A 25,931-nucleotide genomic window follows, 5' to 3' on the forward strand; every position below is an offset into this window, starting at 1 on the left:
CGGCTTTTTTGATGTTAAGCACTTAGATTCTTTTTCTCTAAAACCATTAGGTTAGCTTTTTTGAACTAATCCCCGTCTCAAGAGGAAGATTGGGAATTTTCAACTAGTATTCTATGAGAGGAACAGGAGTCTCAAAAATGCAAAACTCTTTCATGTCACCACTGAAACGAGCCATAAGCAGTATTTTTGGCTTCGATGCAGAACTCGAGTCGGAGGCGAATGCCAAGATCGCCGCCTTGGATAAGTCTCTCGCCATCATCGAATTTGATACCAAAGGGAATATTCTCTCGGCCAACGAGAATTTTCTGAAAGTCATGGGCTATACCCCGGACGAAATTATCGGCAAGCACCATTCCTTGTTTGTGGAAAAGGCATTTGCCAGCTCCAGTGAGTACAGGGATTTTTGGCAAAGACTGTCAAACGGAAAGTCAGCGTCCGGTGAGTTCAAGCGAATCGGCAAAAACGGTATCGATGTCTGGATTCAGGCAACGTATAACCCTGTTTATTCGCCGAAAGGAGGCGTCGTGAAAGTGGTGAAATTCGCGACCGATATTACTCAGGAAAAAAATAAAAACCTCGACACTTTGGGGCAGATTAAAGCCATTAACCGCAGTCAGGCGGTGATCGAGTTTGACCTCAAAGGCAATATTCTTCGCGCGAATGAAAACTTCCTTGGTGCCATGGGTTATGACGAAAAAGAAGTGGTGGGCAAGCATCATTCTATTTTCGTCGAGCCTGCAATAGCGCAGTCCGGAGAATACAAAGGCTTTTGGGCAAAACTGGCCAAAGGTGAATACCAAAGTGCCGTATACAAGCGTGTTGCCAAAGGCGGCAGAGAAGTTTGGATCAGTGCTTCGTACAACCCAATTTTCGATGACAATGGCAAACCATTCAAAGTGGTGAAGTTCGCGACAGATGTGACCGAACAGAAGATGCGTAATGCTGATTTCTCAGGTCAAATCCGAGCTATTGGGAAATCGCAGGCTGTGATCGAATTTGAACTGGACGGCACCATTCGCACCGCCAACGAAAACTTCCTTAACACTGTCGGCTACACACTGGAAGAAGTGCAGGGTAAACACCACTCGATGTTTGCCCCCCCAGGATTGAAAAACTCCCGGGAGTACAAAGAATTCTGGAAATCACTTGCGGCAGGTGAATTCTTTTCCGGGGAATTCGAGCGCGTCGGAAAAGGCGGCCGCCAAATCTGGATTCAGGCTTCTTATAACCCGATTTTTGACCTTAACGGTAAGCCATTCAAAGTCGTGAAGTATGCGTCTGACATAACCGATCAAAAACTGAAAAATGCCGATTACGAAGGCCAGATTGAAGCCATAGGCAAATCTCAGGCAGTGATTGAATTCAACATGGACGGCACCATTCGCCACGCTAACGAGAATTTCTTGGCAGCGATGGGATACTCCCTGAGCGAAGTGAAAGGGCGTCACCACTCCATGTTTGTTGCCCCTGAATACAAAAACTCAGCCGAGTACAAAGCCTTCTGGGACAAACTCAACCGCGGTGAGTATGAGTCTGCTGAGTTCCAGCGCTTTGCCAAAGGCGGCAGGGAAATCTGGATTCAGGCTTCGTACAATCCCATCTGCGATGCCAGTGGCAAGCCATTCAAAGTGGTGAAATACGCCACAGACATTACTGCTAAAAAGCGGGCTGTGGCAAAAATCAGCGCGTGTTTGGTGTCTCTGTCGAAAGGGGACCTGAGCGTCTCTATTCCTTCAAAATTAGATGAAGAGTTTGAACCTGTCAGGGAAGCCCTGAATTCCACCATCGAGCGATTGAACGAGCTGGTGGTGGATATCAACCGCACGGCGACGTCTGTCAGTAACGCTGCCCGTGAAATCAAGGTGGGTACCACTGACCTGAGCGATCGCACCGAGTCACAGGCTAGTAGCCTCGAAGAAACTGCCGCCAGTATGCAGGAAATGACCTCTACGGTGCAGCAAAATGCAGATACCTCGCAAAGCGCCGTTAAGCAGGCCAGTGAAGCCACCAAAAAGGCTGAGCGTGGTGGCTCGGTGGTGGAAGATGCGGTCAACGCCATGGCTGAAATTGAAAACTCCAGTAAGCAGATTTCAGACATCATTGGCGTCATTAACGAGATTGCTTTCCAGACTAACCTGTTAGCACTGAACGCCGCGGTTGAGGCTGCACGTGCTGGAGAGCAAGGGCGTGGCTTCGCGGTAGTGGCGGGTGAAGTCCGCAATCTGGCCCAGAGAAGTGCGAAAGCATCAGTGGAGATCAAAGATCTCATCAATGCCAGCGTCAACAAGGTGAAAGATGGTACCCAGTTGGTGCGCGAGTCAGGTGAAAACCTGGTAGAGATTGTCGATTCGATTCGCAGTGTCTCTTCCATGATTGATGATATGAGCACAGCGACGCAGGAACAGTCGCAGGGTATCGGTGAAATCAATCGCGCAATCACCGAAATGGATAACATGACCCAGCAGAATGCTGGCCTAGCTGAAGAGGCGACGGCTGCCAGCGAAAATATGCTGGTGGAAGCGGAAAACCTACAGGAGCTGGTCAGCTTCTTTAAAACCCGCACTGCCTGACCTTGCATTAACAACTAAAAAGCCGGACTCATGTCCGGCTTTTTATTGGTTGTGCAGTTGATTGACGGGCTCAGCTTGTCGATGCTCTCTGCACCTAGTCGTCCCAACGTCTACTTGTCGTTATCGCCATCATAGAACTCGAATTCAATGTCGTCGTCATCGTCTTCCACATCGTCTTTTGTCTTTGATGCGAACTGGAACTTTGGTTTTGATGGTGGGCTTTGCGTCTCGATGTCGTCATCCAGTTCGCGATAGCTGTCATCGCTGAATTCCAGGAAGTCATCGTCATCAAGATCTTGAGAACTATCTCGCGCGATGACGTCGGTGTCGTCTTGCTCAGGAAGGTTAAAGAAGGCCACCATTTCTGTCATGTCCTGAGAAAGGCTCCACATTCCTTCACTGGCGGTGGTGACTTCTTCGACCAACGCGGCGTTTTTCTGGGTGACTGTGTCCATCTTGGTGATGGAGAGGTTTACCTGCTCGATGCCAATGCTTTGCTCCTGAGCCGCGTCGGAAATTTCAGCCATTTTTCCACCCATCTCTTCAACCATGGAGACAATCTCGGACAGCGTTTTACCTGAATTACTGACATATTCCGCACCGACAGCCACTTTCTTGTTACTGGCTTCAATCAGCTCCTTGATCTCTTTCGCAGCGCTGGCTGAGCGTTGGGCGAGGCTTCTGACTTCCCCAGCGACGACGGCAAAGCCACGACCCTGTTCACCCGCACGTGCGGCCTCAACGGCGGCATTCAGGGCAAGCAGATTGGTCTGGAATGCTATTTCGTCTATCACGCCAATGATTTCCCCAATCTCGCTGCTGGCCGTGCTGATATCTTCCATGGCGTTGATAGTGCGTGTAATGGCTTCGCCACCTTCTCTGGCTTTTGCCCGTGCTTTCATGCTAACCAATTTGGTAGAGAAGGCGTTTTCGGCGCTCTGTTTCACGGTACTGGTCATCTCCTCCATGCTGGTTGCAGTGGCTTGCAGCGACGCTGCCTGCTCGTCAGTGCGCATGCTGAGGTCTTGATTGCCGGATACGATTTCTCTTGAAGAGACAGAGACAGTCGAGGCGGTTTCTCGGATTCGGCGGATAACGTCTGTCAGCTTCTCTATGGTCTGGTTGGTGTCCTGCTTGAGAAGGCCCAACCTGCCAGCGTAGTTTTTCTCCATGCGTTCGGTCAGATCACCTTTTGCCATGGCGGCGAGGATACGCTGCATGTCTGCCAGAGAATGATCGATGTTGCTGGTCAGCGTGTTTAACCCCTCAGCGAGGTTGTAGAAGAATCCCTGCTTTCCTGACATTTCTATACGAGCACTGAAATCGCCGCGGGCGGCGGAGGAAATCACGTTATCGATTTCCCGTTCAATGGCCACTTCATCAGTGCGATCTGTCCATTCAATGACAGTACCAATACGCTCTCCTTCATCGTCAAACATCGGCTGGGCATTGATTGCCATGACCTTGTTGCCGACGAAAAACTCGCTGGTGAATGATTCTGTTACGTTCTCCAGTATCTGACGCTGGTGGTGAGGGTCTTTGTGGAACAAATCGATAGAGTGGCCGACCACATCCTCTGGATCGAAGTGGGAGAGTTCCTGTTTGAAATCGTCCTTCGCGTCTATCAGCATCTCTTGCGCCGCGTTGTTGATGTAGATCACCTGATGCTCACTATTGGCCATCATGATGTTGTTGGAAACGCAATCCAAAGCTTGTCTGACACGGGCATTTTCCTCAGCCACCCTTCGCGCTTCGCTTTCGAAAGACTGCTTCACAAACTCGGCCCTTTCGGCGTTAATCAGTGAAGCGTTTGTTGCCTCTTTAATCGATAGCAGATCGCCCTTGTAGTCGCCGTTTATGCGAAGGCTCAAGTCGCCTTCTGCTATACGTTCCATGACCTGATTGATTTCATTGAGCGCGTTTTGGGTTTCTGACATCAGGTTGTTGAAAGCAATGGCTGACTGACACACTTCATCAGACCCCCTCACGGGGAGGCGGATGGAATAGTCACCTTCCCGCGCGACACTTTTGAGGCTGCGTGTCATCCCGATCATAGGGCGTGTCACCGAACGGGTAATGGTGAAGGCAATAAACACACCCACGATGATGCCGACAATACCGGTGAGCTTCAGCACTTGGGCGATGGAGGCGTTCATTTCATCTAGCTGAGCCACTTCTTTTTTCAGTTGTGCGCGTTGCAGGGCATCAAGGTCCTGAACCAATTGCAGTGACAAAACAGAAAGGGGTGCAGCCTTGGTACCAAGGAGGTATTGCGACATGTTCCAGCGTTTGGATTCCCTGACTTTAAACATTTTTTCGACTTCGTTCGAAAAGCGATCGCGCATCGATGAATAGCTGTCAAAGAGTCCGCGTTGCTCGCGCGTCAGAAGGTGACGCTTGCTTTCTATTTCATAAAATGTGCTGCTGTTGGTGGTCCAATGCTGAAAGTAGGTTGCTTTGTAGTTCTCATCCCCCCCGATCAGATAAGAGCGCGCAGAGGCCAAGCCAAGCGAGAGGGAAGCGCTGGAGTTGGCAAACACGCCCAGAAGTTTTTTCCGCTCAGGTGTGGCGGGGAGAGATTGTTCTAATTGAGCGAGTTGATTGATGTCTTGCAGCAGGTTCATCACGATAGGGGCAATGTCTTGTTTGTACATTTTCATTGCCGGTTGCTCGTCTTCGGTGTGGGCAACCTGTTCAGCTTCATCCTGTGCGCTCCGATACTGCTTCAAGCTGATATCCAACGCCGAGAGCTTTTCTGCGTAACCCACAATGTGTTGATTGTTCAGTTGGTTTTCTTTGAGAACCACCATTTGGTTATCGATGTTTTCCCACACATCCTGACGCTGCGTGATCAACTCTTCGTCACCAAGCACCAGATAGCCACGTAATATCGCCAGTGATTTGTTGATTTCGCCCACCAGTTCACTCGCAGCCAGCGTGGAAGGAAAAGTGGAGTTGACCAGTTCAAGTTCCAGCTTTTGAAGATCCCGCAACCTGTCATTGGAGATAACCACTGCCGTGACAAGAATGGCGAGGATAAGCCCGAAGCCGAACGCCAGGCGTTTACCTATGGTGATGCGAAATATTTTGTGTTTCATCTGTGCTCACTCTATCTGCTGCACTTGTTCACCAAGCAAAACAATCAGTTTCCGATCAATCAAATCGACCAAGGCATAGACATCTGACGGTGTTTTCGGACGGCGATAGGTCCGGTTGTTATAGAAATCGCCAAAGCTGTTTTCTGGCTCCATCACTGAAAGAATATGAGCCAGGGTATCCAGACAAGAGCCTGCCAGCAGGAAAACCTCTGCCGGAATGGCTTTGTTTTGCTCTCTCACTACGCTTTGTACTTTCGGAACGCCGTAGTCATCGGCCAACACATTGAGTCTTTTTGATAAGCCAGTAAGCGCGATAAACACGCGATCAGGGGTATAACCCTGAACAGGAATAATCTTTCTGGGCAGGGAACTCGCTAATTCAGGTTTATAGCGATAGGCGTAATGCATCACGATGGCATCAAGGTTTTTAACCAGTGAGAAGACTTCTGTGGGGGTCAGCTCGCCGTAGCGATCGGAATAACCATATGCCTTGGCATCTTGTGTCTGTGCGTGCACTGGAGAGGACGTAAGGAAAATGAGCGCGAGTAAACCCGCCGTTGCCAGTGACGTTTTCGACCTGCGGGGCGACAGCATGTCACCGGACTTTGAAATAAATAAGCGCCAAGCTTCCTTCACGACGGCAATTACCCTGATTCAATAACGAGACGAAATGAGTGAAATCGTGATTTTGACTCATATTTAAGTCTAGACCGATATAGCGAAACGTGTGGCAGCGGGTGAATGCCTAACTACCTGTTTCAGAATGATTCGAGGATTGGTGAGAGGGAAGTGAATAAGATGAGAGGGAGGAGTAAAGAAGCCGCACTAAAAAGCGGCTTCGTCGGCAGCGGCAATTTGCTGTAGCCAGCGCCCCAGTTTCAAGATTTCTGGCTGTCTTGCGCGGTGTTTTTTGTAGACGAAATAGAGGCTATCTCCGGTAGGAATTTCATGCAGAGGAATTCGAACCAATTGCTCGCGGTCTATCTCGTTCATGAAGTAGTGGTTGAGCAGGGTGACGCCATGGGAATAGCGCGCCGCTTCTGTGGCGAGCAACATATGGCTGAAGGTGTGAATTTTTACGTCTCTTGGTAGCGAGTAGCCTCCGACTTTACACCACTCTTTCCAGTCGTTTTCCATCAAGGATCTTACAGACAGCAAAGGATATTCCCAAAGCGCTTCAGGCAAGGGTTTATCTTTGATTTGTTGCCAGATTTTGGTGCTGCATACTGGGTAAATGTATTCGGTGTACAAAAGCTCGTATTCGTAGTTTTTGCCGGGCGCAAAGTCGGTGATAAAGCAGTCGCCCATTTTGTCTGAGAGATCCGGGCGGTGAGCGTACATCTCAAGAGAAAGGTCGATTTCAGGGTGCTTAGTGCGAAAATCTGAAAGCTGGGGCATGAGCCACTTCACCGCAAGCGAGCTGAAAACTGCAAGACGAAGGTTGCCTGAAACCCCTTCACGAACCTGAAGACTGGCGCGGGCAATGGCTTGGAGCGGGTCGCCAATATCATCATAGTAACGCTGCCCCACCGGGGTTAAATGCAAGTTCCGACCCTGACGTTCAAACAGGGACTCTCCCAGAAAATCTTCCAGTAAACGGATCTGGTGGCTGACGGCACTTTGGGTCACGTTCAAAGATTCTGCTGCTCGCGAGAAGCTGTTTAAGCGGGCAGTGGCTTCGAAATATTGAACGGCTCGGAGTGGTGGAAGTTTCATTATCTAAAAAACTCATAGAACCCGAATAATCATCATTATACGTCATGAAAAAGTGCCGCTACTATGAGGATTCTGTGAGCTATGTTGCTTTTTCTCGCTTAAAGGAGGCCTTAGGTATGCGCAATATCTCAGTAGGTTTCGCCATGACGTTGTTGGTGATAGGAAACCTCAGCGCAACGTTTTCCGATGCGCTGGTTAAAACCATGGAAGGAGGGCCAGACGGTGCCATCTTCCAGTTCGCGCTGTTTCGTCAGGTATCTGCCGTGCTCATTTTGCTGCCTTTCTGTTTTACGGCACCTGTGAAGAATTTGACGTTGGGACTGAAATGGCACGCACTGCGCGCGCACATTTGGTTGCTTGGTGTGTTTTTCTCAGTGATCGCGTTGACCACGATGCCCTTGGCGACAGCGAATGCGATTTTCTATGCAGCACCCTTGATCATGCTTCCGCTTGCAGCGATCTTTCTGCGTGAGAAGCTTTCTGCGCCGTCGATCGTGGCTGCGGTAGTGGGCTTTATTGGTGTGTTGATCCTGGTGCGTCCAACCGAGTTTAGCTGGGCAGCAATGTCAGCACTGATTGTGGCGGTGACGCTGGCCATCAACAACCTGTTGATCCCGAAAATTCCGCGCATTCAGACGGTGCCACAAACTCTGCTGCTGCATAACCTGATTGGTATTCCAGTAGCCTTTGCCTTGGCACTTTATGAAGGTATGCCGTTCAGCCTCGACTTGTTCTGGCGTGCTGCTGGCTCGACTGCTTTCATTCTGGTTTACGCCGCGACCTGTGTGATCGCGTATCGCGCAGCGGAAAGTAACAAGATTGCCAGCGCCGAATACAGCGGTTTGGTGTGTGCTGTTGGTGTGGGTTTGGTGTTGTTCGGTGAAGTGCCGGATATGCTGATGGTGGTGGGCACGACCCTGATTGTTGTTCCACTGCTGTGGCTGGCAGGACGCGAGAAACGAAAGTCCCGCAAAGCCAAAGCGGCTGCACTGGAAAAAACGCCAGAAGAGATTGCTGAGCCAGCATAACTAAACGAAGAACAGAGAACCTAAAACGCTCCCCCGCTTGCAAAAGTGGGGGAGTTTTTTTATGTCCAGCCGCAAATTCGCATGCATTTTTCTTAATTTGAATACTGGAAGGCGAAATGCCGGGCAGATTGGTTGAACTGTCTGTAAGCAGTCAATAAAGTGAGGCAAAACAAAAGAAAAGTGAGGGCAGGGATAACCCCTTCACATGGTTGGCAAAGGAATTTCTCATGTACAAATACGTCTTCGCAGCTCTGCTGCCAGTGATCATCGCTGGCTGTTCGTCTTCAGAAAAACCGACTTTTGATATCGAGGCTCAGCAGGAGAAAGAGCAGGAAGCTGCGAAAAAAGGAGAGGTACTGCCTGAACCGGCTTCTCTGTATTTTGTGGGTAGTAACGACTCACAAGATTACGATCCTGAATGGGATGACACGCAAAAAACCAATCAACAGAAGCTGTTCATTGCTAACGGCGACCACGAAGTCACCCTCTTTACCGATCACCTTGAATGTACAGACCCGATGGGGCTGTACATGGAAAGTCTGGGCACCAAGAGCATGACCATGCCGCGAGGCGAGAAAGTAACGCTGAATGTGTCTTTCCACGCCAACAGCTTTGCCGCAGGTGGTGCGTCTTGTGTAAACACCTTTACCTTCAACGTCGATGAAGGGAAAAGCTACACAGTGAACCATAAATTCAGCTTGGAAGACGGCCTATGTACTGTGTCGGTGTTTGATGACGAAGCCAAAGCCCCGATTGATGTGTTTGCCCGCAAAGGCCCTTACCTTTGTACGCCTGAAGATCTGAATGAAGACAACGCCGCCCAACGTATCGAGTTGAGCGCAGGCCGCTTCTAATCCTTTAATTTCGCCGGAATGTTAGCGACCAAGTAACTAATGAGCGCTTTCAATCTGGCGGGTTGGTGCCGGTCTCTGTGATACAGCAGATAGAGCGGCACCTTATCCACTTTCCATTCAGTAAACACCGATTGTAGCTTTCCTTCCGCTTCATAAGACGAGCAATAAAGCGCGGGCAAGCGACAAATCCCATTCCCCTGAAGCGCCGCGTTCAAAAGCACATGACCGTTTTTACATTGTAAATGGCCGTGAACTTCCACATCGGTATGCTGTTCTGGGTCGTCGGATTTCACATATCGCCACTTGGTCACAGACCCAGTCAGGCAGTCATGCTGCTGTAACTCTTTTGGGTGTGATGGCCTGCCTTTGCGCGTGAAATAGTCTGGTGAAGCGTAGGTGCCTATCTTGATTTCTCCGAGCTCACGGCCAATCAACAGTGAGTCGGCCAACGCTCCCATTCGAAGAACCAAATCAAAACGGGACTGCACCAGATCAACCCGTTCTGAGCTGAAATCAAGCTCGATGCTGATCTCTGGGTTCTTGGCGCAAAAGGCATGAATCACATCACCAATCAAAGACTCTCCCAAGATACCGCCTACACAGTTCACCGCGATATGGCCGCGCATCTGATCAGCATCGTTGCTGGCTAGAGTAATCGCCTCATCTAGTTGCGAAAGAGCAGCCCGGCAGCGACTAAAGAAGGTTTCTCCTGCCGCGGTTAAGCGTTGGGAACGGGTTGTGCGAATGATCAGCTGCACCCCTAATCTCGCTTCAAGCTGACTCAACTGGCGCGACATATGGGCGCGGGAAGCATTCAGCGATTCTGCGGCTTTAGAGAAGCTGCCAGTTTCTGCAATAGCAACAAAGGCGCGGATGTCACTAAGGCTTTCGCCGAGGACTTCTTTATTGGTGTTCATTTGGTAACACTGAGTTTTATTGTGACATATATATCAACAATGATGACTTATTTAGAATGCAGCCTCAACCAAAACAACAAGGTCTTTGAGGAAGAACATCATGAAAAAGTTGGCTGTTATTACAGGTGCAAGTTCAGGTATCGGCGAAGCGATTGCAAAACAACTGTCTGCACTGGGTCACCCGCTGCTGCTGGTGGCGCGCCGTGTTGAACGCTTAGAAGCGCTGAACCTGCCAAACACTCTGTGTCGTAAAGTCGATGTGACTGACAAAGCCACATTCGAAGCAGCAATTAAAGAAGCCGAAGCGGAATACGGCGAGGTAGACCTGCTGGTGAACAACGCAGGTGTGATGTTGCTGGGTGATGTGGCAACACAAAATGCCGCAGAGTGGCAAACCATGTTTAACGTGAACGTGGTTGGCTTGCTGAATGGCATGCAGGCCGTGCTTGAACCGATGAAAGCGCGCAACGGCGGCACTATTGTGAATATCAGCTCAGTGGCTGGCCGCAAAACCTTCCCGAACCATGCGGCTTACTGCGGCACTAAATTTGCGGTTCACGCGATTTCTGAAAACGTGCGTGAAGAGGTGGCGGATGCTAATGTTCGTGTCATCACCATCGCCCCTGGCGCGGTAGAAACCGAGCTGCTTTCCCATACCACCAGCGATGAAATCAAAGCTGGTTACGACAGCTGGAAAGACGAAATGGGCGGCGTTCTGGCTGCAGATGACATCGCCAGCACCGTTTGCTATGCGTACTCCTTCCCACAAAACGTGTGCGTGCGTGAGATTGTGATCACTGCTACCCGTCAGCAGCCTTAAATAACAGAAATGGCTAATAGCTTCAAAAAGCCACCCTTGCGGGTGGCTTTTGTTTTATCCGTAACCGAGAAAGAGCGTAGGGAGTATCAGCGATATTGCGGGCACAAAGGTGATGATAAGCAGTGCGCCTATCAACACGGCCACCCAAGGTAAAATTCGCCTGGCTATCCGCTCGAAGGGTATCTCCCCAACCTGTGCGGCCATAAAGAGGTTTGCCCCCAAGGGTGGAGTAACAAATCCGATGGCGAGCGCCACGATCATCACAATACCAAAGTGCACCAAATCAACCTGTAACTTGGTTAACACAGGCAACAGCACTGGCGTCAGGATAACAATGGAAGCGAGGGTTTCGAGGAAGGTACCGATAATGAGCAGCAAGACCAGAATCGCCACCAGCACCAAGTATTTGTTCTCTGTGATGGAAAGAACAAACTGTGCCAGTTCTGTCGGAATTTTCTCCAGCGCGATGATACGACCAAACGCCACAGATGCACCGATGATTACCAGCACCGCTGATACCAACATGGCCGATTCAAGCATGATCTTTGGCAGTGCCTTGAGCGGTAATTCGCGATAAACCAGACAAGACACCACCAAGGCATAGACGACTGCCACGGCAGATGATTCCGTAGGCGTGACTATGCCGCCGTATATCCCGCCCAAGATCACCACGGGCATAATCAGTGCGAGCTTCGCCTCGTTCAGCACGTGGAAAATCTCTTTTCCGGTGGCGGCAGACCGTTGCTCTGCCATGTTTACCTGTGTGGCCTGCTTGCGGTAAAAGTAGTTGTAGGTCATCAAGGTTAACGCGATAACAAGCCCCGGCAGGATCCCCGCCATAAAGAGGGCGGTCACTGATACTCCTGCCGCTACCGCATACACAATCATCACCACAGAGGGTGGGATCATCACACCCAAACCACCAGCACTGGCGACCATGGCTCCGGCATAGGCGCGGTCATAGCCACGTTTAACCAAAGCTGGAATCATGGCTAACCCGACCGCCGCCACAGTGGCAGAGCCCGTACCTGAAATGGCGGCGAAGAACAGGCATGCCATGATGGTCACCGTGCCTAAGTCCCCCGGCGCACGGCCGAACAGGGTATCGGCGACTGCGATTAAACGCTTGGAAATACCGCCCTTACTCATGATGTTCCCGGCGAGTGTAAAGAGCACCACAGCGATCAGCGTGAAGCTGTTGATGCCGCTGACAAGGCCGAGTGCATACAAATCAGGTTTGAGGAAAGGGATGTACATGATGGCTATCAACGACGCTGAGCCCAGCGCGATGCCGATGGGCACACCTATTAGCAACATACCGAAGAAACTGAGAAAGAGGATCAGTGACGTCATTGTGGCATCTCCTCATTTTGGTAAAGCGAAATGTCGCCCTTTACGCCAATTTGGTAAAGGGAGTAGAGGAGTCTTAGTGAGCACAGTAGGCCGGAAAAGATAATCGCGGCGTAAAGGATGGATGTTGGCCACTGAGTCGCAGAGAGTGTTTTTCCGCGAGCGATAGCCTGCTGTGTGATTTCGACACCCAGCACGCAAACCGTCACAGAGTAAACGAGGAAAATTGACTCGCTGACAAACAAGATGAGGCGTTTGAACTGCGAAGGGAATTTGTCCACGAAGAAGGTCACTCGCATGTGTCTGTGTTCACGGATGGCATAGCTGATGCCAAAGTAGATGAGGTACACAAAGCACAGCCTTGCAATCTCATTCGCCACGACGATAGAGGTGGAAAAAGCGAACCTTGCTATCACGTCAGCGAACACAGTGATGATGATGGTCACCAGACTGGCAACAATCACGGTCGGTTCGAAGTACTTTTCCAGAAATCGGAACATACAGACTTCCTTTTACGTTTTGCAGGGCAGAGCAAGGAGCTGGCGTTGACCAACTCCTAGGGTCAACAGACCCTATGCACTTATCATTGCTGTAGGTTGGACATGAATTCGTCGTAGAAATCGCTGCCGACTTTCTCGCGAATGTCACTTTCTATCGCCGCATTCATGGTTTTACCCAAGCGCTCGCGGTCAGCAAGAGGAAGCTCATTCACTTTCAGTCCTTTTTCTTTCAGTGCTGCCAGCGTTTCATTGTTGGTTTTCAGGGTAAGGTCGCGCTGAAGCAAAATGGTTTCGCGGGCGACTTCATCGATGAGTTTGCGGTCTTTATCGCTGAGATCCTGATACCACTCAAGGTTTGCCATCCAAAGCTCAGGCCAGTAGATGTGGTTGGTGAGGGACACGTAATCCTGCACTTCGAAGAAGCGCTCAACGAGCATAGAAGACAACGCACTTTCCTGACCGAAAATGAGGTTTTGTTGGAGCGATGAATAGATCTCACCCCATGCCAGCGCAATCGGCACGGCATCTACAGAGCGCCACGCTTTAATCGCAATCGGGTTATCCGCTGAGCGCATTCTCAAGCCTTCAAATGCTTCGTAGCTGTCCAGTGGCGCGCGGTTGTTGGTAAAGCTTCGAAAGCCAAGCTCCATAAAGCCCATTGACTTGAGGCCTTGCTTTTCCATGGCCTTGCCGAGGGATTCACCGGCTTTGCCATCCAGCACGTTGCGTGCGGTTTCTTCATCGGCAAACAGCAGGAACTGATCCAGTACCGCGAGTTCGTTAACGGTGGATGACAAATGCACGGACGCGCCGGTTGCCATGGTGATGTTTCCAGATTGCACGAGCTCCGTCATTTCCTTTACGCCACCGAGCTGGCCGCCAGGATATATTTCGACCTCAATGTCACCGTTGGAACGCTTCTCGATTTCCTTTTCAAAATAGAGCAGCGATTGGTGAATTGGGGAGACTTCCGGTGTGGCATGCCCAATTCGGATGGTGGTATCAGCCATTGAGGCGCTGGCAGTGAAAAGTCCGGCTATGACAGTGATCAACATTGACAACTTCATGGTGTACTCCTTGTTTTTAGCCGTGTCGCATTCATTGACGCGCATGAAAGCGCGAGGAAAAAGCTACGCGGAATGCGCAGCTGAAAGATGTTAGGTTCTGACCCGTTCGAACTCCGCCCATGCCTGCTCAAACCGCTCAAAGTCGAAGTCTTCTTCCTTCGAGGCTTGCAACACAATTTGTTCGTTTTTGAGTAAGGTTTGGATGGCTTGTTCCAGTTTGGGAATCACGTCTTTTGGAATCACCACGGCGCCGTGGCGGTCAGCGTGGATAAGATCACCTTCATTGACTGTTAAGCCAAAGACGTTGACGGGTTGTGCTATTGATTCAATGTGCACAAAGGCGTGGCTGGGACCGATGGAGCCGGCCAGCACGGGGAAGTTTTCTGGTAAATCGCCTAAATCGCGCATAACGCCATTGGTCAAGACGCCTGAAATGCCAAAGCCTTTGTGGACATTGGTATTGATTTCCCCCCAAAAGGCACCGATAGCGTCGGGGTAATCCGTATCTTCAATCACAGTGACGGAAGGGAATGGGCCTTCGGACATATATTTGTAGTACTGCATGCGCAGCGCTTTAACGTCTTCCGGCGGTAAGCTGGAAGGTTCAATGGCGGCAATCTGCGCGGTTTTCGCATAGCCGACCATGGCTTTGCTGGTGGGGTCGGAAGCAAGCAGTGTACCTCGTGTAAACTGGTCAAAACCGCGCGCTCCCTGCGCCACTTCTATTGCATTACAGACTGTGGGTGTGTCGACACTCAGTAAGAGTTTATAGAGCTTTTTATCCATTAAGCGTTCAACCAAGCGTGCAGGACACGTGTGGTTGCCTCCGGTTTTTCAAGTGTGGGCAAATGCCCGGCAAAAGGAATAATGATGAAATCAGCATGGGGAATGAGCGACTTCATGGTGTCGTGTCGATCTCTCGGACAGAGCTGGTCGTCTTCTCCCATTAATATCAGGGTAGGAACAGTTACCGTGCGCAGGGTGTCCTGCTGATCCGGGCGATCGCGAAGGGCGAGTGACTGGTTAATAAAGCAGGTATCGCCAAGGTTCGCTGCCATCTCAAGGCACAGCTTTTCGATATCAGGACGTGGGATGTCACGGTGAACGTATTTAGGGATCATGACCTCTTGCATCACGTCCAACATTTCACCGTTTGCGGTGCGAACAAGGTGCTGTTTTCTGCCCTCTTTTACTTCGTCGAGTTCAGCGCGGGGGTTGGTGTCCATCAACGCGAGTCGGGTGATACGCTCCGGCGCCTGACGGAAGACTTCCATTGCCAGTATGCCGCCCATGGAAAGCCCACCCAGCGCGAACTTCTCGGGGGCGTTTTCCAATACGTCCGCTGCGAGCGCTGACATGCTGTCATGACCATCGATATTCATCACGATCACTTCACGTTCTTCGCCCAATGAAGCAACCTGATGCTCAAACAGGCGGTGATCGCACATCATGCCGGGAAGCAGGACTAATGGCTCATTCATACGTCTTCCCCAGTCCAAGTCAGGCCAGCAGGATCATCAGTGCGCGTGACACGAAAAAGGCTGGCTTCACCGGAGGCAGTGACCTTGAGTGAGTAGTCGGTACCTCCGGGAAGCCAAATAGTGTCACCAGGATTGAAGATTTCTGTCTTGTCTTGCCAACTGACAGACCAATGTCCTCGCATCACCATTAGGACCACATCTTTTTCTGCGTGAAGTGTTTCGGGAAGCGGTGACTGACGGGAAAGAAAATCGACTTCAAAACCCGGCTTGTCGATCAATAAGCCATGCTCGCCAATGACACTCACAGCGCCTTGGGCAGACATGGCCATCATGTCCCAGTAGCGGGCGACGTAATACTTAACTACGGTTGTCGCATCTGGGCGGAGTAGAGCGTCAAGCCAGTCCTGCTGAGGAAGAGGCATTTCTCTCTCTCCGCTTGGCAGTGACTCACCGCGCTTAGCGTCGTAAAGCCGGCCTGTTTCACTGAGTATTAAGCCGTGTTCCTGAGCGGCCTCACGGACGTGCGGTGCCCAAATGACGCCACCGCCGGCATCATCGCCACCCAGTATCGACATGATCATCCCGTAATCGCTACCGATGTTTTCAAAGCCACGGAATAAGCGGGTAGGAATGTTGAAAATGTCTCCTTCTTCGAGGACGACTTCACCGTCTTCTCCGGTTTCTCCCCAAAAGAAGCGCCAGCGTCCTTTCAGGACAAAGAAAACCTCCGCAGTATTGTGGGAGTGCAGAGAGTTGAAACAGCGGGGAGGTTGGCCAGCCGCGCCAATATTGAAGCCCGGCGTGGCGTTGATGTGTACGTGCTGATCAGGGCTTTCCGACACACCACCGCCAATAATGGTGAAGTTCTCCTTTTCAGAGGAACCCGGTGTATGTGCATCGATAAAGGCTGTACGACACGGGATCAATTCGCCGAATCTCACCCATTGAGGCTGTTCCATTATTTTCTCCTTTAAGATATAAGCCTGATAACTGACATCAACCTGTGTGCAGGGCGATTTGTTTCCAGATAGACGTTTCGTCGAACACCACAAACTCCCGTCGGATGCCATAAGGCCCGAATTCGGCATGTGCAGCGGCCATCACGTAAACCTCGGCACCAGACGGTTGGCCAAAATAGCCCCAACCATCATGCTTCCCATGGAGCGAGAAACGGATAGCAGCACGTGGTGGCATGAGAGGATCTTCCCGTCCGATCTGATGTTCAATCTTGAACGTGGCGTTCGGAAAACTGGCGCGGAGCCCAATCCAGAACTGGTCGATAGGTCCCCACGAATTGACGGTGACTCCGCCAGGATACTCCGCCTGACAGGCGCGGTCATAGCACTCGGGAATACACGATAATTCGGCATTCATCATACGGGTTAGGACATCGGCGTAGTGCTGTCCCCATACATTGTCATTGCCTTTTCCTAAGTAGGGCCCTAACTGATCGGTTGCCGGTGTGAAGGGATGGGAGCAGTGTTCAGAACCACCCTGTTCAGCGATTTGTTGCATCGCAAAGGCTTTTGGATCGTGGCCAAGCTGGCGGACGATGGCGCCGAGGTCGCGGATCAGCCACTCATCATTGATTTGGTTATTGATGGCATGGCAGTCGGCAATAATGCGGTAGCGCAGTTTTGTGCCCGTCGCTTTGCCAAACTGACCGTCATGCATGTGCGTGGCTTCTGACAGAATTCGGTGGGATGACAGCATTCCCTCCTCGGGTGAGCCACTCCATATAACGTCTTCACCAAAAAGCGTTCTGTCGGGCAGCTCGTTGAGGATCCCCGCAGTTTGGGCAATCACATCACGGTTACCGACTGAGAGCCCTGCAGGTGTTCGAACCACAATATCTTCCGCATAGTAGTCGTGCAGTGAGGCGAGATTTCGGCCTTCCCAAATCTCCTTAGTGATGCCAAGAATGTAGTCCGGAAAGTCGACAAACTTTTCGTTAAAGCCCTTCATGATGTGTATCCCTTCGGTAATCTGGCTGAGCCGCGGACGATCAACGGCGAACCAATGGCAACCTTCTGAGGTGCATCGTTCTCATGGCTGATCTGTTGCAGCAAAATTCTGACGGTTTCACTCACCATGATGTCGGCGCGTTGCGCCAGTGTGGTGAGGTTGTAAGCAGGCCATGAAGCGGCGGGAACATCGTCAAACCCAACCACGGACACGTCTTCTGGAACGCGAAGGCCGAGCTCAAAACGGATGGTGTCCATGACGGCCAAGGCCATGTGATCATTGGCCACAAACACAGCGTCGGGCGGATCGTTCTTGAACATCGCGCGGGTTGCTTCACGAGCTTTGTCCATGTCGAACATGCCATCGCCTCGGGAGTGAACATCAATACCTGCCTGCTGCAATCCGGCACGGAAGCCAATTTCCCGGTCACGTTGGGTGGATGTGCAATCTAGCCCAGCAATGTAGCTAATTTTTTATGGCCACCGGCGACAAGAAACTCTGCAGCAGCAATGCCGCCACTGAAATTGTCAGAGGTGACAGAAGAGAAATCATCGCCTTGTTGGGAGCGGTTAAAGAGAACGATAGGTACACCAACTGAGCGACAGCGTGCAGCAAGCTCCGAGGATAAATCGACGGATGCGGCGATAATGCCATCGACCTGATAATCCAGGATCTCTTCAATCACTTCCTCGATAACACTATCCGAGTTGTTCGCCATGAAGATCAGGACATGGTAGCCCTGCTCCTGAAGCTGGTTGGAAAGTTTTTCCAGTGCGTCGGGATAGAACTGGTTATTGAGGTAAGCGACAACCAGGCCAATGACCCGGCTTTTGCCAGAGACCATGGCGCGTGCCAAAACGTTTGGCCTGTATCCGAGCTCTTCTGCGGCCTTTTTGACCTTCTCGATGGTTTTTTTCGACGCAGAACCGCCCGGTGTAAACACCCGGCTGACTGCGGACTGGCTGACGCCTGCGCGTTTGGCGACGTCGGTTGAGGTGACTTTATCGTTTGCCATTATTCTGCTGTCCAACCTCCGTCTACTTTCAGCGAGGTTCCTGTGACCATGGCTGAGGCATTTGAAGCGAGATAAACCACAGCGCCCATCAAATCTTCCACTTCGCCAACGCGGTCGAGTTTGATGTGGCTTTCAATCCAGGCGCGCTTTTCCGGGTCCGCAAACGTCGACGCAGTGAGGTCGGTTTTGATGAAAGTGGGGCAAACGGTATTCACGCGGATGCCTTTTTTACCCCACTCGATTGCCATGGCTTTGGTAAACCCTTCGACGGCATGTTTACTTGCGCAGTAAACGGCGCGATCAAGACCACCCACGTGTGCCATCTGGCTGGAAATTGAAATCAGGCTGCCCGGCTTGCCCGCGGCAATGAGCTTTTTGGCGGCAAACTGAAACAGGAAATACGCCGCTTTCACATTGAGGTTGAAGACCTGATCGTAGTCATCGGACTGGGTATCAACAGCGGGGGAGTGTTTGGCCAGGCCTGCTGAGTTGAGTACCACATCAAAAGGTTCGCGAGCGTCCATTTCACGCTCTAACGCAGCGAGATCTGTCATGTCCAAGGGTAGCGCTTCTGCATGTAACCCTTCGTCGGCCATGGCTTGCTGAAGGGCAATGAGCTGGTCTTTTCTACGTGCCATCAAGGTGACATGTGCGCCTGCTCGCGCAAGAGCCGCGGCGCACGCGAGACCGATCCCTGACGACGCGCCCGTGACTAATGCACGCATGCCAGTGAGGTCAAATGAAGGGGTTTTGGGCAGGGCAATGGTCATAATACTTCCTTTGGTAATTCGACCGCACGGTGCGGCCTGGCTTTGTTGAATTCCTTCAGTCTGCCAAAAACGTCTACGCCGAGCTGGGCGTAAACATCTAAAAGGTCAACCAAAACCCAGTTTTCAGCGATCTTCCCATCTTCGATACGCCAGAAGTCCAGACTGCGCAGCGAGACCTGTTGACCAGAGGGGGCGATTCCCAGCCAGCCATCGGCACTGAGCGTCTGTCGCATGTTTGGCCAGCCCGTTACCGCGACATAGTTGTCTTGTGCGAACAGGTGAATATCCGCTTCACTGTGCACTTTTCCCCGATCAGGCATTGCGTTGAGAAATGGGATTTGATGCCAATGACGAAAACCTGAAAGACCGCGGCAAGTGCCAATACCCGCTGGGCCATACCAAGTCAGATTTGGGTGCCAATAATGCGTCAGGTTCATCACCTCGGGGCCACCTTGGGCGGGGTGACGGATCAGGTCATTAAGCATCGCTAAAACAAGCCTGGCGCTGGATGGCGTATCCTCCGTTTCAGGCGACAACGCTTTCACGCCATCTTGGGTCGCTGGCCCCGGAACCAGTCCTTCCCGTCCTAACGATGGCGCCATTGGCCAGGCATTGGCTTGCATCATCACTTCGACCACATCCCAGATGGCCTGCACCTGAACGATGCGGTCATCGGCAATCTGATAGAACTCGTGATAGCGCATGTGGGTGAAGTGTCCGGTCGGTGGAATATCCAAAAACGGACTGAGAAAGGTGCCGCAGTAATAGCCGCAGCAGCCAATCCATTGCTGACCGTGTTGGTCTTTTCCATGAATGACGATGGTATCCCGACGCTCAAGATCCGGCATTGCCTCAAACAAAGGTTGATAGCTTTGATGAAGCCATTGCGACGCGCCAGTCATGTCCCCGAAAGGATGACACATGTGGATCACGGCATTGGGGTCGAATAGCTCCTCGGCGGCTGTTTCCAGCGCGCCAAGTTCGGCGTTTCTCTGACACTGACGCCAGCGAGAAAAGGCGTCGGCAATGCGGTGATTTTCCATCGTCACGGATGCTTATCCTCTTGCCGCGGGTTCGCCGTATGGCACGTCTTTGTTGCCATAGCGTCTCACTCGCACGTTGCACTGTTCTGCGTGACCAACAAAGCCCTCGAGCATGCAAAGACGTGAGCCATACTCACCAATCAGGGTTGCGGCCTCATCGGTCAGGATTTTCTGGTAACTGTGTGTCTTGAGGTACTTGCCTACCCAAAGTCCGCCGGTATATCGGCCTGCTTTCTGGGTCGGCAGGGTGTGGTTGGTACCAATCACCTTGTCACCGTTGGACACATTGGTACGCGGGCCAAGGAACAGGCCGCCGTAACAGGTCATGTTGTCGAGGAACCAGTCGTCCCGGTCGGTCATCACCTGCACATGTTCATAGGCTTTTTCCTCAGAAACGGCGAGCATTTCCTCGTAGGTATCGCAGAGAATGATCTCGCCATAATCACGCCAACTGACACTGGCGGTGTCGGCGGTGGGCAGGATGTTCAGAATACGTTCGATTTCCGCCATGGTTTCGGTCGCCAGCTTTTCACTGGTCGTGACCAGCGCAGCAGGTGAGTTGTAGCCATGCTCTGCTTGACCGAGAAGGTCTGTCGCACACATTTCGGCGTCCACGGTATCGTCAGCGATCACCATGGTTTCTGTTGGTCCAGCAAAGAGATCGATACCCACGCGTCCGAACAACTGGCGCTTCGCTTCTGCCACAAAGGCATTACCCGGACCGACGAGCAGGTGCACTGGCGCGATGGTTTCGGTGCCCAGCGCCATTGCACCTACAGCCTGAATGCCACCTAACACATAGATTTCGTCGGCACCGCCTAGATGCATCGCTGCCACAACTGCAGGGTTAGGCTCACCATTAAACGGCGGTGTACAGGCAATCACGCGTGGTACGCCTGCGACTTTCGCCGTGGCGACCGACATGTGCGCCGAAGCCACCATAGGGAATTTTCCGCCAGGGACGTAACAGCCGACACTTTGTACCGGAATATTTTTGTGCCCTAGGATGACGCCGGGTAAGGTCTCGACTTCCACATCGCTCATTGATGCGAGTTGTACTTTCGCAAAGTTGGTCACCTGCTCGTTGGCAAAGCGAATATCCGCCATGTCTTCAGGGGAGACTTTGGCAATAATGCTTTCGATGTCCTCTTGGGACAGAAGGAAAGATTCTGGCGCGTAGTTGTCGAATTTGATCGCCAGCTCGCGAACAGCGGCATCGCCTTCGTGCTCGATTTTTTTCAGGGTATCAGCAACGATCTGGACGACTTTTTCGTTGTCGCTCTCTTTATCAGACTCTGACTTCCCTGTTTTTAAATATCTGACTGTCATGTTTTTTTCCTCTAAAGGCGAAAAGGGTGAAAATTATGAAGCGGGTGATGGTGGGACTTTTTCATTGCGGTCAAACGCTTCCCAGCCTTCGCCGTTGAATGCATCGACACCTAACTGAGCGAGTACGTACGGAAAATCCACCATCACCCAGTTGTCGACGATTTTTCCGTCCTGCACTTTCCAAAAATCCATGTAACGGATTTCCACTTGTTGTCCGGTTGGGGCGATGCCCATAAATGTGCCAGTATGCTTGGCGGTTTGATGGCCAAATGCGGCTGCCCATTCGCCCATGTAAAGCCGTGCTTCATCCACGCAAACTTTGTCTGAAAAGGCTGCCTGGAAGGGCCTTTGCCAGTTGCGCTGGAAGGCTTCCAAACCATGTTTGGTGCCACAGCCCTGATTCCCAAACCAACGAAAGCTCTCAGAAAAAAACTCGCCGATATCAGCAATGCGGTGATCGTTCAGGCCATCGACCATGGACTCGATAACCTGACGGGTTTCTTCCGTCTTGGTCATGTCTGTGTCTTTGGTGAGCGTGGCCTGTTCGGGTCTTGAGCCTTTCATTTATTCTGACTCCGGTTGAGAGAGCCGTTCGCCCGTTTCTGCGTCGAAAAGATGACAAATACTGGCGGAAATTGTGGCGGAGAAAGGTTGGCCAATGTCGGTGACATACTCTTTATCCGCTTTGATGGCGACGAGTTCATCATTGACCTTGACAGTGATCATGGTGGCATCACCCAACAGCTCGATGGAGAAGACCTTGGCGTTAATGCCGCTGGACGTTTCACTACTATCAGTGACAACGGCATCTTCGGCGCGGAACCCCAGCGTGATGTTGCCGGAAAGGCTTGTATCCAACCCTGTGATGGTGACGTTCTCTGCGGTAAATACGCCGCCTTCAATGGTGCCCTTCATCAGGTTCATGGCTGGCGAACCGATGAAGCTGGCGACGAAGGTATTGGCGGGATAGTTGTAAATTTCGGTTGGCGTGCCGACCTGCTGCACGTTTCCTGCGCTCATTACAACCACGCGATCTGCCAGTGTCATGGCTTCAATCTGGTCATGGGTGACGTAAATCGTGGTGATTTGCAGCTCGTGGGAAAGGTTCTTGATTTGAGCGCGTGTCGACACCCGCAATTTGGCGTCCAAATTCGAGAGGGGTTCGTCCATCAGGAATACATTGGGCTCGCGCACAATGGCACGTGCCAGTGCCACGCGTTGGCGTTGCCCACCCGAAAGATCGGCAGGGCGGCGATGTAGGAAATTAGTGAGCTCGACCATTTCAGCCGCACGCATCACTTTTTCATCATGGGTGGCCGGGTCGATGTTGCGAACTTTCAGCGGAAAGCGAATGTTTTCGTACACGCTCATATTCGGGTAGAGCGCATAGCTTTGGAACACCATGGCCACATCTCTGTCTTTCGGCTCAAGGTCGTTCACTACCTTGCCATCAATCAATATTTCTCCGCTGGTCGCTTCCTCTAGCCCAGCAATCATGCGCATGGTGGTGGTTTTTCCGCAGCCTGATGGTCCAAGTAATACCAGAAACTCCTTGTCAGGAATGGTCAAATCGAAATCTTTGACGCCGATAAAGTCGCCCCAGCGTTTATCGATATGACGCAACTGCACTTCAGCCATGATTGCTCTCCACGTTGAATGAAACCTAATGGGTACGTATTCAAAATAAGCAGAGAAATATGAGTTTTAGAATATGAAAAATAGTGATATTTGAGTGCGGTCACACAAATAAATTTACTTGGCGATAATTCTTAATAATAAGAAAATCAATAAAATCATTGTTTTGTAAATGAATGATAAATATCATTATTTTAATATATTTGTCATTTTTCAATAAGTTAAAAACAAATATGGCCGCGCAATTTTCACTCAAATTAGAAAGAAAGATTTCTTGCTAAAAAAGAATAAAACTACAAACCTTCTTTTTGCATACGTATCTATTTCTGTCTGAATTTGAAGTCAGGCAAGTTAGTGAGAGACGCAATCGTTTTAGTTATTGCTTATCGGATGAAGAAGTAGGAGAGCAACATGAATTGCAGCGTGAAAGGGATAGCCATGGCGAGTTTGCTCGCTATCACTCATCAGGCGACAGCCGCAGACGGGTGCGGTGCAGGGGAAGGAAAGGTCAACATATTGTCGAATGACTTTCCCGCATTGCACGCGGTAGCAGCGCAAGCTGAGGGATGCACCACGGATAAGCTGAGCGTGACCAAAAACCAAACCAAAGACCACCGCGATCTACAAAACGCAGCGCTGAAAGCGAACCCCGCAAAGTACTCCACCGCCATTGTATCAACCAGCTCTATTGTGCCCTTACTAAATGAAGGCCTGATCCAGCCTCTCGATGACATGGTGGAAAAATACGGGCAAAGCCTTCAGCCGTCACAGTTGATCAAGATTGACGGCAAGGTAATGGCTGTGGCCTTTATGGCGAATTCGCAGCACCTCTTTTACCGCAAAGATATCCTTGAAAAAGCAGGTGTCGAGCCACCGAAAACCTTTGAGGACATGATTGCTGCAGGCAAGAAAATTCAACAGATGGGACTGATGAAATACCCTGTCGCCCTGAATACCAAAACCGGATGGAATCTCGGTGAAGAGTTTATCAATGTCTTTAGCGCCACTGGCGAGAGCTTCTTCAAACCGGGCAGTGCGATTCCGAACCTCAATAATGCCAATGGCGTGAAAACGCTCAATACGCTCAAAGCCCTGACGGAGCTTTCGAACCCTGACTTTTTGACCTTTGATTCCAACAGCACCCAGGCTTTGTGGGAAGACGGCAAAGTCGCACTGGCACTTTTATGGGGCTCGCGGGCGACTGCGATTCTTGATGATGAAGGCTCCAGTCCGGAGATTATTGCCAACACAGTACTCACCAATACGCCGGTATTTTCGGGGAACAGTACACCGGGTGCGACGCTCTGGTGGGACGGATGGACAGTAGCGAGCAACCTTTCTCCGCAAGACGCCGAGGCAACGTTCAAAGTCATGACCCATGCCATTTCGACAGAGATGATGCAGGCCAACCAAGAAAAAGCGGTGTGGTTGATTGAAGGCTATGAGCCAGACGCGTCCGCGATGGGAGTGATTGCAACGGTTCAAGAGCAAGCTAACCCTTACCCCATGCTGCCTTACATGGGTTTGCTGCATACCGCACTGGGTGCGGAGCTGCCTGACTTCCTCTTAGGTAACGAATCTGCAGAACAAGCGCTCAAGGATGTAGAAGCGGCTTATATGACCTCTGCACGAGAGCAGGGTTTTCTGTAATCACTTAGCTTCTGTCATTACGACGGTTCTCTGGCAACAAGGCCCCGGAGGGATTCGGGGCTTACCTAACGAAAGGTGGAGTTCATGCCACATCGCACATTCTTAAAATTCATGTGGCCATCGTTATTGGTCATGTTTTTGCTTATCGCATTGCCGATCGTTTCAGTATTCGTTCAGTCGCTTTATGTGGAACACGAGCAAATTGTTTTGGAAACGGAAAACTGTGGTCCGTTTGGCTGTAAAACCACGGTTGCGGTTGATCGCGAAGCGACAGACAAACTTCGCGAAGAGGAGCCGCTCGGGCGTTTTAACGGCATGGATACCTACACCAACCGAAGCCATCTGGCTTTTCAGGAGTTAGGCGAAGCGTGGGATGCTTCATCTTCCATGGGTGACTTTGTCGATCGCATGATGAACCTGCCGTTTTACAAAGCGCTGGTCTTTACGCTGGCGTATACCTTCATCGTCACGCCGTTGGTGATTGTGCTGGGGCTTGTGGTGGCGCTTTGCGTGAACGCATTACCCAAGTTAGTCAAAGGTCCCACGATCTTCCTCTCGTTACTCCCCATGATTGTGACGCCATTGATTGGCTCACTGATTCTGTTCTGGATGATTGACGCCGATGGCGTTATCGGGGCAACCCTACAAATCTGGTTTAATGACGACAGTCTGTCATTGAAAGCCTCGCCGACACTGACCTGGATAACACTCTTTATCTACGGCATTTGGTCGTCGGTGCCTTTCTCTTTCATCGTCTTCTACGCCGGACTTCAGACCGTGCCGACCGACACGCTGGAAGCCTCGATGATTGATGGTGCATCGCGTTGGGAGACGATTCGTTTTGTCGTGATCCCGCATATGGCACCACTGGTGACCTTTGTGGCGTTGATGCAGTTGATGGACAACTTCCGGGTGTTTGAACCTATTGTCGGCTTTGCGGCCGAAGCGCACGCAACATCGCTCAGTTGGCTTATCTTCAACGATTTGCGTGGCACCGATTCTCAGCTCTTTGGTTCTGCTGCGTCCACATCCATGCTCACCATTCTCGGTGTGGCGATTCTTCTGATGCCTGTGTTCATTCGAACCTGGCGCGATTTCAACCGTAAGTCAGCCTAGGAGACCA

General features: G+C 51.2%; 24 protein-coding genes. 6 read left to right on the top strand and 18 right to left on the bottom strand.

Annotated elements, in window-relative coordinates; all coding sequences use genetic code 11:
* Positions 1–137: 137 nt before the first annotated feature.
* On the top strand, positions 138–2,570 hold the full coding sequence (locus tag G5S52_RS07910; RefSeq protein ID WP_165012571.1) for a methyl-accepting chemotaxis protein: 2,433 nt from the start codon (positions 138–140) through the stop codon (positions 2,568–2,570).
* 110 nt (positions 2,571–2,680) lie between these two features.
* Here G5S52_RS07910 and G5S52_RS07915 read toward each other — a convergent pair whose 3' ends face one another.
* The 3 genes from G5S52_RS07915 to G5S52_RS07925 all read right to left on the bottom strand — a co-directional run bounded on the left by G5S52_RS07915 (position 2,681) and on the right by G5S52_RS07925 (position 7,384).
* Positions 2,681–5,668, bottom strand: a complete 2,988-nt coding sequence (locus G5S52_RS07915) for a methyl-accepting chemotaxis protein (protein WP_165012573.1) — start codon at positions 5,666–5,668, stop codon at positions 2,681–2,683.
* A gap of 6 nt (positions 5,669–5,674) precedes the next feature.
* Positions 5,675–6,304: a hypothetical protein gene (locus G5S52_RS07920; protein WP_368737458.1), complete on the bottom strand. Its 630-nt coding sequence runs from the start codon at positions 6,302–6,304 to the stop codon at positions 5,675–5,677.
* A gap of 189 nt (positions 6,305–6,493) precedes the next feature.
* A complete protein-coding gene (locus G5S52_RS07925) occupies positions 6,494–7,384 on the bottom strand; it encodes a LysR substrate-binding domain-containing protein (protein ID WP_062663282.1) in 891 nt (296 codons plus the stop codon).
* A gap of 116 nt (positions 7,385–7,500) precedes the next feature.
* Here G5S52_RS07925 and G5S52_RS07930 point away from each other — a divergent pair, with 116 nt between their 5' ends.
* Positions 7,501–8,412 carry a DMT family transporter gene (locus G5S52_RS07930; RefSeq protein ID WP_165012575.1) on the top strand — a complete coding sequence of 304 codons (912 nt, stop codon included), beginning with the start codon at positions 7,501–7,503 and terminating at the stop codon, positions 8,410–8,412.
* Positions 8,413–8,639: 227 nt separating this feature from the next.
* Entirely contained in the window at positions 8,640–9,266 is a 627-nt protein-coding gene (locus G5S52_RS07935; RefSeq protein ID WP_165012577.1) for a hypothetical protein, read from the top strand.
* Here the strand turns inward: G5S52_RS07935 and G5S52_RS07940 are convergent.
* On the bottom strand, positions 9,263–10,183 hold the full coding sequence (locus tag G5S52_RS07940) for a LysR family transcriptional regulator (RefSeq protein ID WP_165012579.1): 921 nt from the start codon (positions 10,181–10,183) through the stop codon (positions 9,263–9,265). The genes G5S52_RS07935 and G5S52_RS07940 overlap by 4 nt on opposite strands.
* A gap of 100 nt (positions 10,184–10,283) precedes the next feature.
* Between G5S52_RS07940 and G5S52_RS07945 the strand changes: the two genes are divergently transcribed.
* Positions 10,284–11,003, top strand: a complete 720-nt coding sequence (locus G5S52_RS07945; RefSeq protein ID WP_165012581.1) for an SDR family oxidoreductase — start codon at positions 10,284–10,286, stop codon at positions 11,001–11,003.
* Positions 11,004–11,057: 54 nt separating this feature from the next.
* Here G5S52_RS07945 and G5S52_RS07950 read toward each other — a convergent pair whose 3' ends face one another.
* The 14 genes from G5S52_RS07950 to G5S52_RS08010 form a co-directional block, all read right to left on the bottom strand.
* Positions 11,058–12,356: a TRAP transporter large permease gene (locus G5S52_RS07950; RefSeq protein ID WP_165012583.1), complete on the bottom strand. Its 1,299-nt coding sequence runs from the start codon at positions 12,354–12,356 to the stop codon at positions 11,058–11,060.
* Positions 12,353–12,853, bottom strand: coding sequence for a TRAP transporter small permease (locus tag G5S52_RS07955; protein WP_165012585.1), 501 nt, complete (start codon positions 12,851–12,853; stop codon positions 12,353–12,355). The genes G5S52_RS07950 and G5S52_RS07955 overlap by 4 nt, the downstream gene beginning before the upstream one ends.
* Before the next feature lie 83 nt (positions 12,854–12,936).
* Complete coding sequence (locus G5S52_RS07960; RefSeq protein ID WP_165012596.1) at positions 12,937–13,920, bottom strand: TRAP transporter substrate-binding protein; 984 nt, start codon at positions 13,918–13,920, stop codon at positions 12,937–12,939.
* A 90-nt stretch (positions 13,921–14,010) separates the two neighbouring features.
* Positions 14,011–14,706, bottom strand: coding sequence for an RraA family protein (locus G5S52_RS07965; protein WP_165012598.1), 696 nt, complete (start codon positions 14,704–14,706; stop codon positions 14,011–14,013).
* A complete protein-coding gene (locus G5S52_RS07970; protein WP_165012600.1) occupies positions 14,706–15,401 on the bottom strand; it encodes an alpha/beta fold hydrolase in 696 nt (231 codons plus the stop codon). Before G5S52_RS07970 ends, G5S52_RS07965 begins: the two co-directional genes overlap by 1 nt.
* The gene (locus G5S52_RS07975; protein WP_165012602.1) at positions 15,398–16,360 is read right to left on the bottom strand and encodes a cupin domain-containing protein; all 963 of its coding nucleotides are present in this window, start codon (positions 16,358–16,360) and stop codon (positions 15,398–15,400) included. Before G5S52_RS07975 ends, G5S52_RS07970 begins: the two co-directional genes overlap by 4 nt.
* A 37-nt stretch (positions 16,361–16,397) precedes the next feature.
* Positions 16,398–17,366 carry a nuclear transport factor 2 family protein gene (locus tag G5S52_RS07980; protein ID WP_165012604.1) on the bottom strand — a complete coding sequence of 323 codons (969 nt, stop codon included), beginning with the start codon at positions 17,364–17,366 and terminating at the stop codon, positions 16,398–16,400.
* Positions 17,363–17,836: a substrate-binding domain-containing protein gene (locus G5S52_RS24185; RefSeq protein WP_368737462.1), complete on the bottom strand. Its 474-nt coding sequence runs from the start codon at positions 17,834–17,836 to the stop codon at positions 17,363–17,365. Before G5S52_RS24185 ends, G5S52_RS07980 begins: the two co-directional genes overlap by 4 nt.
* Positions 17,815–18,381 (bottom strand): LacI family DNA-binding transcriptional regulator, encoded by a 567-nt coding sequence (locus G5S52_RS24190; RefSeq protein WP_268895515.1) that lies wholly within the window; start codon positions 18,379–18,381, stop codon positions 17,815–17,817. The genes G5S52_RS24185 and G5S52_RS24190 overlap by 22 nt, the downstream gene beginning before the upstream one ends.
* Positions 18,381–19,151 (bottom strand): SDR family NAD(P)-dependent oxidoreductase, encoded by a 771-nt coding sequence (locus G5S52_RS07990; protein ID WP_165012606.1) that lies wholly within the window; start codon positions 19,149–19,151, stop codon positions 18,381–18,383. The genes G5S52_RS24190 and G5S52_RS07990 overlap by 1 nt, the downstream gene beginning before the upstream one ends.
* Positions 19,148–20,194, bottom strand: a complete 1,047-nt coding sequence (locus G5S52_RS07995; RefSeq protein WP_165012791.1) for an ester cyclase — start codon at positions 20,192–20,194, stop codon at positions 19,148–19,150. Before G5S52_RS07995 ends, G5S52_RS07990 begins: the two co-directional genes overlap by 4 nt.
* 12 nt (positions 20,195–20,206) lie before the next feature.
* On the bottom strand, positions 20,207–21,523 hold the full coding sequence (hisD, locus tag G5S52_RS08000; protein WP_165012608.1) for a histidinol dehydrogenase: 1,317 nt from the start codon (positions 21,521–21,523) through the stop codon (positions 20,207–20,209).
* Positions 21,524–21,556: 33 nt separating this feature from the next.
* Positions 21,557–22,087 (bottom strand): ester cyclase, encoded by a 531-nt coding sequence (locus G5S52_RS08005; protein WP_165012610.1) that lies wholly within the window; start codon positions 22,085–22,087, stop codon positions 21,557–21,559.
* The gene (locus G5S52_RS08010; protein WP_165012612.1) at positions 22,088–23,161 is read right to left on the bottom strand and encodes an ABC transporter ATP-binding protein; all 1,074 of its coding nucleotides are present in this window, start codon (positions 23,159–23,161) and stop codon (positions 22,088–22,090) included.
* Between the two features lie 408 nt (positions 23,162–23,569).
* Here G5S52_RS08010 and G5S52_RS08015 point away from each other — a divergent pair, with 408 nt between their 5' ends.
* Together G5S52_RS08015 and G5S52_RS08020 are read left to right on the top strand one after the other, a co-directional pair.
* Positions 23,570–24,808: an ABC transporter substrate-binding protein gene (locus tag G5S52_RS08015; protein WP_205743821.1), complete on the top strand. Its 1,239-nt coding sequence runs from the start codon at positions 23,570–23,572 to the stop codon at positions 24,806–24,808.
* Between the two features lie 84 nt (positions 24,809–24,892).
* Positions 24,893–25,924 (top strand): carbohydrate ABC transporter permease, encoded by a 1,032-nt coding sequence (locus tag G5S52_RS08020; RefSeq protein WP_165012614.1) that lies wholly within the window; start codon positions 24,893–24,895, stop codon positions 25,922–25,924.
* The last annotated feature ends 7 nt before the right edge of the window (positions 25,925–25,931 follow it).

It is taken from the genome of Grimontia sedimenti, from assembly GCF_011045095.1.
Classification (GTDB): Bacteria; Pseudomonadota; Gammaproteobacteria; order Enterobacterales; family Vibrionaceae; genus Enterovibrio; species Enterovibrio sedimenti.